Source organism: Streptomyces adustus, assembly GCF_009377175.1.
In the GTDB taxonomy this organism is placed as follows: Bacteria; Actinomycetota; Actinomycetes; order Streptomycetales; family Streptomycetaceae; genus Streptomyces; species Streptomyces adustus.
In genome coordinates this window covers 1-12,692 of record NZ_VJZD01000268.1, presented here as the reverse complement: position 1 = coordinate 12,692, position 12,692 = coordinate 1, and the positions used below count along the sequence as shown (strand labels likewise).

Annotated in this window: 11 protein-coding genes and 1 pseudogene; 6 read left to right on the top strand and 6 right to left on the bottom strand. The window is 71.2% G+C overall.

Features of this window, described 5'->3' with window-relative positions; all coding sequences use genetic code 11:
• Positions 1-626, top strand: a pseudogene (locus FNH09_RS47315) (hypothetical protein); the annotation flags it as partial.
• Positions 627-871: 245 nt separating this feature from the next.
• Here FNH09_RS47315 and FNH09_RS39030 read toward each other — a convergent pair.
• Positions 872-1,798 (bottom strand): L,D-transpeptidase family protein, encoded by a 927-nt coding sequence (locus FNH09_RS39030; protein WP_152894613.1) that lies wholly within the window; start codon positions 1,796-1,798, stop codon positions 872-874.
• A 180-nt stretch (positions 1,799-1,978) separates the two neighbouring features.
• Between FNH09_RS39030 and FNH09_RS39025 the strand changes: the two genes are divergently transcribed.
• Positions 1,979-3,559, top strand: a complete 1,581-nt coding sequence (locus FNH09_RS39025; RefSeq protein WP_152894612.1) for an acyl-CoA mutase large subunit family protein — start codon at positions 1,979-1,981, stop codon at positions 3,557-3,559.
• A 198-nt stretch (positions 3,560-3,757) separates the two neighbouring features.
• Positions 3,758-4,408, top strand: coding sequence for a leucine efflux protein LeuE (leuE, locus tag FNH09_RS39015; protein WP_152894611.1), 651 nt, complete (start codon positions 3,758-3,760; stop codon positions 4,406-4,408).
• On the opposite strand, the gene FNH09_RS39010 is transcribed toward leuE, so the two are convergent.
• Complete coding sequence (locus tag FNH09_RS39010) at positions 4,409-5,830, bottom strand: FAD-dependent monooxygenase (protein ID WP_162469759.1); 1,422 nt, start codon at positions 5,828-5,830, stop codon at positions 4,409-4,411.
• Positions 5,831-5,904: 74 nt separating this feature from the next.
• On the opposite strand from FNH09_RS39010, the gene FNH09_RS39005 reads away from it, so the two are divergent.
• Positions 5,905-6,564, top strand: a complete 660-nt coding sequence (locus tag FNH09_RS39005) for a TetR/AcrR family transcriptional regulator C-terminal domain-containing protein (protein WP_338017822.1) — start codon at positions 5,905-5,907, stop codon at positions 6,562-6,564.
• A gap of 9 nt (positions 6,565-6,573) precedes the next feature.
• Here the strand turns inward: FNH09_RS39005 and FNH09_RS39000 are convergent, their stop codons facing one another.
• The 4 genes from FNH09_RS39000 to FNH09_RS38985 all read right to left on the bottom strand — a co-directional run bounded on the left by FNH09_RS39000 (position 6,574) and on the right by FNH09_RS38985 (position 10,091).
• Positions 6,574-7,065 (bottom strand): RICIN domain-containing protein, encoded by a 492-nt coding sequence (locus FNH09_RS39000; protein ID WP_162469757.1) that lies wholly within the window; start codon positions 7,063-7,065, stop codon positions 6,574-6,576.
• 337 nt (positions 7,066-7,402) lie between these two features.
• Positions 7,403-7,888 (bottom strand): ricin-type beta-trefoil lectin domain protein, encoded by a 486-nt coding sequence (locus FNH09_RS38995; RefSeq protein ID WP_162469756.1) that lies wholly within the window; start codon positions 7,886-7,888, stop codon positions 7,403-7,405.
• Between the two features lie 130 nt (positions 7,889-8,018).
• A complete protein-coding gene (locus FNH09_RS38990) occupies positions 8,019-8,948 on the bottom strand; it encodes a helix-turn-helix domain-containing protein (RefSeq protein ID WP_152894606.1) in 930 nt (309 codons plus the stop codon).
• A 114-nt stretch (positions 8,949-9,062) separates the two neighbouring features.
• The gene (locus FNH09_RS38985; RefSeq protein ID WP_420802826.1) at positions 9,063-10,091 is read right to left on the bottom strand and encodes an AraC-like ligand-binding domain-containing protein; all 1,029 of its coding nucleotides are present in this window, start codon (positions 10,089-10,091) and stop codon (positions 9,063-9,065) included.
• Between the two features lie 211 nt (positions 10,092-10,302).
• Between FNH09_RS38985 and FNH09_RS38980 the strand changes: the two genes are divergently transcribed.
• Positions 10,303-11,289, top strand: a complete 987-nt coding sequence (locus tag FNH09_RS38980) for a glycosyltransferase (RefSeq protein WP_162469755.1) — start codon at positions 10,303-10,305, stop codon at positions 11,287-11,289.
• Positions 11,286-12,638 (top strand): polysialyltransferase family glycosyltransferase, encoded by a 1,353-nt coding sequence (locus FNH09_RS38975; protein ID WP_152894604.1) that lies wholly within the window; start codon positions 11,286-11,288, stop codon positions 12,636-12,638. The genes FNH09_RS38980 and FNH09_RS38975 overlap by 4 nt, the downstream gene beginning before the upstream one ends.
• Positions 12,639-12,692 lie beyond the last annotated feature (54 nt).

Sequence of the window (12,692 nt, the reverse complement as noted above, 5' to 3'; positions counted from 1 at the left end):
CGCTCGTCCCGCCCTCGCCGGGCGACATCATGGGCGGCACCAGCGGAGTGGCGACCCCCGACGACCGTACGAGCGCCTCGCCCGGCGGCGGCCCGACCCGGGGCGCCGACGACGCCCTCGCCGGGGACCGCGGCCAGGACGACCGCGCCACGACCGGCTCCGGCTCCACGTGGAGCGGTGTCGCCGCGGCCTGCCGGGACCTGCGCGCCGGCCGGGAGCCGGTCGGCGAGCGCAGGCGCGCCCTGGAGAAGGCCGCGGGCGGTTCCCCGCGCGTGTGGAAGTACTGCAAGACGCTCCTCGGCAACTCCCTGAACACCGGTCAGGACGGCAACGCCGAGGGCGGACCGGGCGCCCAGGACGGCTCGGACGGAACCGCCCGCGACGACTCCGGCGATCAGGGCGACAAGGGCGACAAGGACAGCCGGGGCGAGGACGGCGACGGCCGGGGCTCGGTCCGCGGCAGCGGCGACGGTCGGCGCGACGACTCCCTCGGGCTTCTCACGCCGTCCCTGTCCCGGGCCAAGGCCCAGACCCTGGGACGCGGCTCGTGGAAGAGCCCGCAGAACCTGAAGAACGCCGGCTGCCCGCGTGCCTCCGCACGCTCCCGGGCGCACCTCACCGTCTGAGCCCGCCGTCGGCACCGCTCCCGGAACGGCCCGCTGACCTGCGGTTTTGCTTCGCGCTCAAGTTTTTCCGCGACAGGTGTGACGTTTTCGGCGGCCCTGACGCAGAGATAAGTGAGCCGACTGGTCATCGGCCGTCGCACGGAGCCGGGGTTCCCCCCGTACCTACGGCACGTGCACCTGGCGCGGGCGGGACACGTTCCCCCGGTCCCGCCCGCGCCCCGAATCCTCTTCCGCGCCCCGCGTCGTCACCAGTACACGACGACCTTGTCGCCACTTCTCACCTGCGCGAACAGCTTGGCGATCGCCGCCTCGTCGCGCACGTTCACACAGCCGTGCGAAGCACCGGCGTAGCCGCGGGCCGCGAAGTCGTAGGAGTAGTGCACGGCTTGTCCGCCGCTGAAGAACATGGCGTACGGCATCGGGGAGTCGTAGAGCGTCGACACATGGTGGCGGGACTTCCAGTAGACGTGGAACACGCCTTCCCGGGTGGGGGTGTACTGGGAGCCGAACCGGACCGACATCGTCGAGACGGTCCGTCCGTCGATCATCCAGCGCAGGGTGCGGCTCGACTTGCTCACGCACAGCACCCGGCCGGTCAGACAGCGCGGGTCCGGCGCGGCGGCCGGCTGCCCGCCCATCAGGTAGAGCTCCCACCGGCCGGGTTCGTGGGTCATGTCCCGCAGCCGCCGCCAGGTGACGGTGTCCACCCGGCCGGTCCGCGGCAGCCCGCGCTTGCCCTGGAAGCCGCTGACCGCCTCCTCGGTCAGATCGTCGTACGTCCCGGTCGGTCCGTCGAAGAGCCAGGCGACCTGGCGCAGCCGGGCCTGGAGTTCGCGGACGGCCGGTCCGCTGTCCCCGCGCTCCCAGAGCACCGCGGCGGCGACGGCGGGCGTGCTCGGTCCCGGGTCCGGCCGGCTGCCGGAGCCGGTGGGCGTACGGGACGCGCCCGGTGCGGCGGTGGCTCCGCCGGTGCCCGCCGTGCCGGTGACGCTGATGTGGACGGGGGAGCGGTGCTTGCCGTCGCCGTCGGCGGGCTGCACGGTGCAGCCGCACACCGCCGCCAGCGCGGTCAGGGCCGCCGCGGCGACCACGCCGGACCGGGCGGTTCCGGTGGACCGGGCGGTCCCGGCGGACCCGGCGGCGAAACGTCTCTTCCTGTCCGTGGCGCTCATTCGGCCCATGCTCCCCATGCCCCGCCTGCTCCCCATGCTCGCCATGCCCGTACTACGCATCACGGCCCCCGTCGTCTCACTGGCCCCCGCGCGCCGTCCGCCGCGCGCGGGGGCGCACGGTGTCACCGGAGATGCTCCCCGCGGATGACGGCACGCGAACGGCACGGCATGGTGGATTCCATGGCACGTGACTCGGAGTCCGGACTGCCCATCGAACCCGTCTACGGACCGGAGACGACGACGGGCTGGGATCCCGCGCGGCAGCTGGGCGATCCGGGGTCGTACCCCTACACCCGCGGCGTCTACCCGTCGATGTACACCGGCCGTCCCTGGACGATGCGCCAGTACGCGGGGTTCGGCACGGCGACCGAGTCCAACGCCCGCTACAAGCAGCTCATCGCGAACGGCACGACGGGACTGTCGGTGGCGTTCGACCTGCCCACCCAGATGGGCCACGACTCCGACGCGCCGATCGCGCACGGCGAGGTCGGCAAGGTGGGCGTGGCCATCGACTCGGTGGACGACATGCGGGTGCTGTTCGACGGGATCCCGCTGGACACGGTGTCGACGTCGATGACCATCAACGCGCCCGCGGCGCTGCTGCTGCTCATGTACGAACTGGTCGCGGAGGAACAGGGCGTCGGCGCGGACCGGCTGACCGGCACGATCCAGAACGACGTGCTGAAGGAGTACATCGCGCGCGGGACGTACATCTTCCCGCCCAAGCCGTCGCTACGGCTGACCGCGGACATCTTCGCGTACTGCCGGGCCGGGATCCCGAAGTGGAACACGATCTCGATCTCCGGCTACCACATGGCCGAGGCGGGCGCCTCGCCCGCGCAGGAGATCGCGTTCACCCTCGCGGACGGCATCGAGTACGTCCGCACGGCGCTCGCGGCCGGCATGGACGTCGACGACTTCGCGCCCCGGCTGTCCTTCTTCTTCGTGGCCCGTACGACGATCCTGGAGGAGGTGGCGAAGTTCCGCGCCGCCCGCCGGGTCTGGGCCAGGGTCATGCGGGAGGAGTTCGGCGCGAAGGACCCCAGGTCGCTGACGCTGCGGTTCCACACGCAGACCGCCGGGGTGCAGCTGACGGCCCAGCAGCCCGAGGTGAACCTGGTCCGGGTCGCGGTCCAGGGACTGGCGGCGGTGCTGGGAGGCACCCAGTCCCTGCACACGAACTCCTTCGACGAGGCGATCGCGCTGCCCACGGACAAGAGCGCGCGCCTCGCCCTGCGCACCCAGCAGGTGCTGGCCCACGAGACGGACGTGACCGCGACGGTGGACCCGTTCGCGGGGTCGTACGCCGTCGAGCGGATGACGGACGACCTGGAGGGGGCGGTGCTGGAGCTGATGCGCAAGGTCGAGGAGCTCGGCGGAGCGGTCGCGGCGATCGAGCACGGCTTCCAGAAGGGCGAGATCGAACGCAACGCGTACCGGATCGCGCAGGAGACGGACGCGGGCGAACGCGTGGTGGTCGGCGTCAACCGCTTCCGGCTCGACGAGGAGGAGCCGTACGAGCCGTTGCGCGTCGACCCGGCCATCGAGGCCCGGCAGGCCGAACGCCTCGCCCGGCTCCGCGCCGAGCGCGACCGGGGCGCGGTCGATGCCGCCCTGGCCGCCCTGAAGAAGGCCGCCGCGGGCACGGACAACGTCCTGTACCCGATGAAGGACGCCCTGCGCGCCCGCGCGACGATCGGCGAGGTCTGCAACGCCCTGCGCGAGATCTGGGGCACGTACGTGCCGTCGGACACCTTCTGAACCGGGCGATCCACCCGTTCGGATGATCACGGGTGAACGCAGTACCCGGCGCCCGAGCGCTTCCAGCGGGGCCGGAGCGTCCCGGTGCCCGCGTCCGTCGGGGTTCTTCCCGACCTTCCGGTGGACACGCTCCTCGACGGAGACTGACCCGCGAGACGCCTGGACACGATGTCGTACTGCCGTGCGACACTCCCTCTCATGCTTGGTGTTATCGACCTTCCCACCTATCTCGCGGGCCTTGTCCTGATCGTCCTGCTGCCGGGGCCGAACTCGCTGTACGTGCTGTCCGTCGCCGCCCGCCGGGGTGTGCGCACGGGATATACCGCCGCCGCGGGTGTGTGGTGTGGGGACACCGTGCTGATGACTCTGTCGGCCGCCGGTGTGGCGTCGCTGCTCCAGGCGAACGCCGTGCTGTTCAGCATCGTGAAGTACGCCGGTGCGGGCTATCTGACCTGGCTGGCGGTCGGCATGCTGCGTGCCGCGCGGGCGATGTGGCGGGCCCGGCGGGACCCGGTCGCCGAGAGCGGGGAGCCCGAGGCGGTGGCGGGGGAGCGGCCGTTCCGGCGGGCGCTGGTGATCAGCCTGTTCAACCCGAAGGCGATCCTGTTCTTCGTCGCCTTCTTCGTGCAGTTCGTCGATCCGGGCTATGCCTACCCGGCCCTCTCGTTCGTCGTGCTCGGCGCCTTCGCCCAGCTCGCGAGCGTTCTCTATCTGACCGCGCTGATCTTCAGCGGTACGCGCCTCGCGGAGGCCTTCCGCCGCCGCAAGCGGCTCTCCGCGGGCGCCACGACCGCCGCGGGCGCCCTCTTCCTGGGCTTCGCCGTCAAGCTCACGCTCGCCAGCGCCTAGTCAGGCGACGCTCAGGCCCACCTGGGCCGCGTACTCCTGAAGGTCCTTCGGGTCGGTGCCGGCCCAGCCCACGTAGCCGTCGGGGCGGACCAGGAAGACGCCGGTCCCGTACCGCTCGTCGGACCCGATCCGCGCGGTGCGGACGCCGGGGAGCGCCGGAGGCTCCGCGTCCGTGCCGACGGCCAGCAGCGTCCAGTGCGGTCCCCGGAACACGTCGAAGAGACGTACGCCGTCCACGGCCGCGTCGGGCGCGCGGTCGCCCGCCCGCAGTGCCTCCTGCGGCACGTCGCCACGGGTCTCCACGGCGAGGGCGGAGCCGCGGTAGCCGAGGCCGAGCTGACGGGTCTCCCTGCCGCGGCGGGCCTCGCCGCGATGGATCTTCGTGGACAGCCCGAGCATCTCGGCGGCGACCGGCCGGCGTTCCTCCTCGTAGGTGTCGAGCAGGGACTCGGGCGCCTCGCCGCGCAGCACCGCGCCGAGCTTCCAGCCCAGGTTGTAGGCGTCCTGGACACTGGTGTTGAGCCCCTGGCCGCCGGCCGGCGAGTGGATGTGCGCCGCGTCCCCGGCGAGGAAGACCCGCCCGGCGCGGAAGCGGTCCGCCAGTGCCGCGCGCGGCCGGAAGTCCGAGACCCAGCGCACCTCGGTCACCGCGTCGGCGGGCAGATGCGAACGGGCGGCGACGACCTTGCGCACCCCCTCGGGAGAGGCGTCGACCGTGGTCCCGGCCAGGAAGCCGGCGACGACCTGGAAGTACTCCGTGCCCGCGAGCGGGCAGACGGCCATGAAGCCGTCGCCGTCCCCGCGCGGCGGGAAGAGATGCCAGTGGTCGCGGTCCAGGCCGCTGATCCGGACGTCCCCCACCAGGATCGGGTCCGGTGCGACCACGCCCGACCCGTCGGCCCCGGCACCGGTCATCGCGATGCCCACGGCCCGGCGCACGGCCGAGCGGCCCCCGTCGGCGGCGACCACGTACCGCGCGCGCACGGTCCCCGCCCCCTCGCCCGAGGCGAAGTGCACGCTCACGCCGTCCTCGTCCTGGTGGAGCGCGGTCACCTCCCGGTCGAACACGACCCGTCCCCCGAGTTCCGTCAGCCGGGCGTGCAGGATCTCCTGGGTGCGCCACTGGGGCACCATCCACGGCTCGCCGAACGGGGAGCCCGCCTCGCCGTCCTCGGCCGGGTCGAACATCGACCGCTCGGTCACCCGTTCGCCGTCCTGCCAGATCAGCCCGATCGGATAGTCGCCGCCCGCCGCGCGGATCTCGTCCTCCAGGGTGCGCGGCTGGATGCCCTTGCCGCGCGATCCCGGCGCGAGCCCCGCGCCCCGCTCCACGACGAGCGCGTCCACGCCCCGCCGCGCGAGATCGACGCCGAGGGCGAGCCCGGTCGGGCCCGCGCCGACGATCAGAACGTCCGTGTGCACAGACACGAGCTTCTCCTTAACGCTGTTAAGTTCCATGCCGCGAGCATGTCCTTAACGGCGTTAAACTGTCAAGTGTGGTTACCCAGAGACCTCAGCGGTCCCCCAAGCTGGACAAGAGGCAGGTCGTCGAGACGGCGCTGCGGCTGCTCAACGAGACGGGCCTCGACGGCCTCACCCTGCGGGCCATCGCCAAGGAGCTGGACGTCCAGGCGCCGGCGCTCTATTGGCATTTCAAGAACAAGCAGGAACTGCTCGACGAGATGGCCACGGAGATGTACCGCCGGATGGTCGAGGACCCCGGGGCGGTGCCGGACACCGACTGGCGGGAGCGGCTGCTCACGGCCAACCGCGCACTGCGCGCCGCCCTGCTGAGCTACCGCGACGGCGCCAAGGTCTTCAGCGGCTCACGCTTCACGGGCACCCTGCACGCCGTCGAGATGGAGCGGACCCTGACGCTCTTCACCGAGGCAGGATTCACCCTCGCCCAGGCGGTCCGCGCGACCTTCACCACGTACCTGTTCACCATCGGGTTCGTCACCGAGGAGCAGGGCGTCCAGCCCCTGCCGGGCGAGCGCCGCGAGGGCTACGACATGACGGAACGCGCCCGCCTGATGGCCGACTTCCCACTGTCGGCACAGGCGGGCGCGCTGATGTTCGAGGACTACGACCGGAACTTCGAGGAAGGGCTGGCCGTGATCGTGACGGGCATCGGGGTCCGGTTCGGGATCGGGTGAGCCCGGCGGTCAGTTGTGGTAGCCGTTCCAGTCGTAGTAGGCGTCCGTCACCTGGCCCAGGTCGGTGCAGTAGACCGCGTCCTTGACGTCGCTCGTCCGCAGGAACTCCTCGCCGGCTCCGCCGAGCTGGTTGAAGATGGACCACGTGTCGTCGGCGTAGAACCACCACTGGCCGGCGGCACCGGTGGAGCAGTCGCTCTGCCAGACGGAGTTGACGTTCGTCTTGTTGTCGGTCATCAGGCAGAGACCGGTTTCCTGGTTCTTGAGCTGGTGGTAGACGCCATGGCCGCTGCCGACCCAGTCCCAGTTCTGATACGTCGAGTTGGTGTGGCAGACGGTGGCGTATATCGAAGTGCTGTCTCCGGCGGTCAGGCAGGTGTTGAACCGCTGGTTCTCGAACGTCCAGTAGGTCGTCGCGGCCTGTGCGGAGGTGGGGGCCAGGAGGCCCGCACCGGAGATCAAGGCGCTGACGGCGAGGGTGGCAAGGCGGAGTTTCTTCACGACAACCTCTTTCACGAGAGCCGATGGTGGAGAACGGGATGTCAGCGGCGCGTCTCGGACCGGACCCCGCTGTCGTCCCGCTCGCCAGCATGCCGGGCTGTGACGGGTGAGGCTTTGGCGGTCAGAGCACACTCATGTGGCAATCCGTCCACCGGCGGCGGATCGACGCGACGACGGCTCCCCGGGTACATGTGTCACCGGGGAGCCGTCGTGGTCCTGCGGACCGCAGCTGTCGTGGGCGGCGGCGCGGGTCAGCTGCTGTGGAGCAAGAGGGGGGCGGCAGCCGCCGGCCGGGTTTCGCCGGCCTGGCCACGATCTCGTGACCGCTGCCGCCGGATCAGTCGTGGGTGCCGACCCACTTGAAGAGGTTCAGGTTGCTCAGGTCGAGGCCCTGGCTGTAGACCGCGTCCTTGACGGTGCTGCTCGTGCTCAGGAAGTCGAGGCCGCCGGGCTGGACGTAGAGGACCCGGTCGTCGCCGTTGTAGTACCACCACTCGTAGTCGGCGTCGGTGTCGCAAGTGCTGGTCCAGACCGCATTGACGTTGGAGACGCCGTCGGTCCTCAGGCACTTGCCGGTCTCCCGGTTCTTGAGCATGTGGTAGCTGCTGTGGCCGTCGCCGACCCAGTCCCACTGCTGACGGTTGCTGCCGACGCATGTGGTGGAGTACGCCGAGCCGCTGTCCCCCGCGGTGAGGCAGGTGCCGTACTGGACGTTCTTGAAGGTCCAGTAGGTGGACGCGGCCTGCGCGGACGTGGGGGCCAGGAGGCCCGCGCCGGCGATCAGCGCGCCGGCGGCGACAGTGGCGAGGCGGAGTTTCTTCACGACAACCTCTTTCGGGAGAGCCGGTGGTGAGAACGGGACGTCAGCGGCGTGTGCCGGACCGGCCCTGCCGGCGCCCCGATGATCAGCATGGCGGGCTGTGGCGGGTGGGGCCTTGGCAATCAGTGCACACTCATGTGGCAATGCGTCCACCGAGAGCGCGGGAGTACCGGCGGTAATCGGTTGGCGCCACTCCGTACGCGGCCCGGAAGGCGCGGGCGAAGTCGGTGGCCCGCGTGAAGCCCCAGCGGGCGGCGATGGCATGGACCGGCGTGGCGTCCTGGGCCGGGTCGGCGAGGTCGTAGCGGGCGCGTTCGAGGCGCTGGCGGCGGATCGTCGCGGCCACGGTCTCCTGCTCGCCCTGGAAGAGCCGGTGGAGGTAGCTGGGGGAGATGTCGTGTGCGGCGGCGATCGAACGCGGACTCAACTCGGGGTCCGCCAGGTTCTGTTGGACGAAACGCGCGATGCGCGGGGTCAGTGCTCCCTGCTCCGGGCGGGACAGCGGCGCGGGGCCGGACCGCGCGACCCGGGCGAACAGCACCGCGACCAGTCCGGTCAGGACCGTCCCCAGGCGCGGCCCGTCCGAGGGCAGGAAGGCGCCGGTGTTCCGGGTGAGCTGGGTGAGGAACCGGGCCAGGAGGGCGTCGGCCCCGTCCTGGCTCGTGGTGCGGCGCCCCAGCGCCCGGTCCGCCTCGTCCTGGGGCAGGGGGAGCAGTGGCTGCGGGACGTCGATGCCTACCGCTCTGACCGTGCCGGCCTGGATCTCGCGCGGCCAGGCGTGGTCGTCGCAGAAGAAGTCGCCCGCCCGCAGGGCTGTTTCGCCTCCGTCGTGGACGATGACCGCTGTTCCCTCCAGCAGCAGCGTCACGCGGTAGCACCGGTCGGCGGGCCGGAGCAGGAGTCGCGGGACCCACAGCTGGGCCAGCGGGTGGCAGGTGGTCGACCATACCGAGGTGCCGCCGAGTTCCATGCGGCGTATCCCTCCCGCGCGACCCGCTCCGCCGGTCGCGCTCTCGCTGTGCCCGACGGTGCGACGGTCGGACGGATCGATGAATTCCCGCATGAAAGCCCCCTGTTCACGCGTGTTTCCGTGGGGGAGCAGGGCTGCTCCCCGCAGAGGTCCCTGTCCCGGGGGAAGGGAGGAGTTCCCTTTTCCGGCCGGAAGGACGAAGAGGTCTCAGCGTCCGGACGGAGAGGCCTCGGGCGCGGCCGGGCCGTTCGGCCCCTGCGCCGGGTCGGGCGGCGCGGCCGGTAGGCCGAGGGCCAGTTCGCGCAGGTCGCTGGGGGCGATGCCGTAGGCGGCGCGGAAGGCGCGGGTGAAGGCCGAGTGGTCCTTGAAGCCCCATCGGGCCGCCACGCGGTGAACCGGTACGTCCCACAGCCGTCGGTCGGTGAGGTCGCGGTGCGCCCGTTCCAGACGCCGGCGGCGGATCAGCGCGGTGACCGTGGTGTCCCGGGTACGGAAGAGGCGGTGCAGATAGCTGACGGAGATGTGGTGGGCGTCGGCCACGGCCCGCGGCGACAGGTGCGGCTCGGGCAGGTGGTCGTGGATGTAGGTGTCGATGTCCAGGAGCAGGGCCCGACGGCCGGACTCGTCCTCGTTTCGAGGGCCGGTGTCGAGGTGGTGCGCGAGGGTGGCGGCCAGCAGGTCCAGGGCCACCGCGCCCAGCCGTGCCACGTCGGCGGTCGGCTGGGGTGCCGTGTCGGTGGTCATGTCGTCGAGGAACCGGGTGAGCAGCGCGCCGATGCCCTCGCCTCCCGGCAGCCGCGTTCCCAGCAGCCGGTCGGCCTGCCTGGCGGGCAGCGGCAGCAGTGCGCGGGGCACTCGGGCGCTGATCAGCGTCGTCGTCCCCGGGGCGGTGATCCGTAAGCTGAACGGCTGCGAACTGTCGCAGAGCGCGAAGTCGTGCGCGGTCAGCAACGCGTCACGGCCGGCCTGCCGCACGGTCAGGACGCCCCGGCGCGGAAAGACCACCGTGTACAGCTCGGGGTCGGAGCGGCGGATCGATTTCGGGGTGCGCCGCAGGACGGACGGCAGTGTGGTCAGCTCGGTGAGGGTCACCGGTCCGAGGTCCATGGCCCGCGCCGTGGCACGGAAGCGTCCCGGGTCCGGGCTGCTCACCCGTAATGAATGTACGCAGTTGTTCAGGAAGTCGTCGAAACCGGCAAACCGTTCCGTTGCCGGAAGAGCCCCGCTTCGAAACACAGTCTTGATCACAGAGTCCCCCAGATCCCCGAATTATCGAACACCTGAGCGCGGAGCATACGTGCCCGGACGGGAACGGGGCGGGCCTGTGGGAAAGGGAGGGCGTGTAGCTACCTCGCGTTCACCTGATAGTGGTCAAGGGGTTGATGTCCGGCATCGAACATCTCTTACGGTCGCAGAGGTCTGCCCCAGAGAGAGCCCAGGTGTCCGCGTGCCTCAGCACCCCCCCAAACTGTCCGTGATCGTCCCTTGTTTCAATATCGAGGCGTACGTTCCGGAGACCGTGGCCAGCCTCGTCAACAACGCTGACGACTCGTTCGAGTTCCTGTTCGTCGAGGACCGGTCGACCAAGGACCAGACCTACGAGGCGCTGCTGGCCCTGACCAAGCGGCTCAAGAACAGCAGGGTCATCCGGCACGAGCAGAACGGCGGACTGGCCACCGCGCGCAACACCGGGATCGACGCGTCCGAGGGCCGCTACCTCACCTTCCTGGACGGCGACGACTGGCTCGCCCCCGGTTATCTGAGCGACCTCGTGCACCACATCGAACGGCACGACGTCGACTTCGTGCGCACCGACCACGTCCAGGTCTTCGGTCTCGAACGGCAGATCCACCGGGCCCCCGAGGGCCGTCGGCACACCCCGCTCGACCCGCGCAGCTCCATCCTGCCCGTCGACGACACGACGATGGTCGACTACCCGTACGCCTGGGCCGGCGTCTACCACCGCCGACTGCTCGACAAGGGCCTGCTGCGCTTCCACGACGGGCTGCGCACCGCCGAGGACCGCCCCTGGATCTGGGACCTGCACCGCAGGGCCGAGTCCTACGCCGTCGCCAGCCTGCGCGGGGTCTTCTACCGCCGGGGCATCTCCAGCTCGCTGACCCAGATCGGCGACGTCCGCCAGCTGGACTTCTTCCGCTCCTTCGACCTCGTCCTGGCCGAACTCGCCGACGACCCCGAGGCGACCCGGCTGCGGAAGAAGGCGCTGCGCAACTACTGCGTCGTCATCGCCCACCAGCTGCTGGACCGGGGCCGGTTCGAGCGCAGCGTGCACGCCAGGCTGCGGCAGCTCGCGGCCGAGGCGCTGGGCCGGATGACGGAGGCGGAACTCAACGAGGCACTCGTCGGCATGGGCGAGGAACGCGTGCACACGCTGCGGCGCATACGCGGCGGTATGAAGGGAGTCGCGGCATGAGCGGCAGGACACAGATCTTCTTCTCGGCCACGCAGTACGCCGCCGCCACCGTCACCGCGGCCGTCCGCGCCGGCCTCTTCGGCCCGCGCGCCGCCCACCGGCGCATCCTGGTCGTGAGCAACACCGCCGCCGTGCCCGAGGTCGGCACCCCGCTGGACCGGATGGCCGGGTTCGAGAAGCTGCGCCCCGAGTTCGACGAGGTGCGCTCCTGGAACGAGTTCATCGCCCCGCACCACCCGGCCGGCTGGTCGCCGCGCGCCCAGGACGCCCAGCTGTGGGAGAAGGCCGTACGCCTGGCCTGGAACCTCGGCGACGAGGAGGTCGAGATCGCCTGCGAGTCCATCCAGGCCAACCCCTCCCGCGCGGTCGCCGACATCTTCGCCGACAGCCCGATCCACGTGTACGCGGACGGCCTGATGAGCTACGGGCCCACCCGCAACCGCATTCCGCGCGGCATGAACAGCCGGATCGCCCGGGTGCTCCACCTCGATCTCATTCCCGGACTGCGCCCGATGCTGCTGTCCGAGTACGGCGTCGAGCCCGAGCCGATCCCCAACGAGGCCATCGTCGACGTACTCGCGCAGATAGGCGAGGACGGCGCCGGCATCCTCGCCGAGCGGCTGCCCGAGGGCGACCGCCCCACGGCCGTGCTGCTCGGCCAGTACCTCTCCGCGATCGACCTGATCACCCAGGACGAGGAGGAGCAGCTGCACGTGCGGATGCTGCGGGCCGCCGCCCGGGCGGGCCACGAGAGCGTCCTGTTCAAGCCGCACCCCAGCGCGCCCGCCGTCTACAGCAGGTCCCTGGAGGTGGTGGCCGAGGAGCTCGGCGTACGGCTCACGGTCCTCGCCGAACCGGTCCTGGCCGAGACCGTCTTCGCCTTCCTGAAGCCCCGGCTCGTCATCGGCTGCTTCTCCACCGCCCTGATGACCGCCGCCGCCTTCTACGGCATCCCCGTCGCCCGGGTCGGCACGGAGCTCCTCCTCGAACGCATCACGCCGTACGAGAACAGCAACCGCGTCCCGCTCACCATCATCGACGCGGCCCTGCCCGACGCCGAGCGCGAGACCCTCGACGCCCCGCTCGAACTCGCCGCGCTGAGCGGGCGCCTCGCCCCGCTGGTGCACACCGTCGGCTACTGCATGCAGTCCCGCAAGTACCCCGACCTGCACGAGGAGGCGGCCGCCTGGCTGACCGCCAACCTCGCCGAGCACCAGAGGTACTTCAAGAAGCGTCGGCTGAGCACGCTGCGCCTGCCCGGCGGCAGCCCGGTCCGGGCGGAGGCGCTGCGCCGCAACCCGACCGTGCGCAGGGTCGTACGACGGATCCGGGCGGCCCAGTCGTCCTGACGCACTCGGCGTACCGGACACGACGAAGGGCCGGGCCCCGTTCCTCTCGGAACG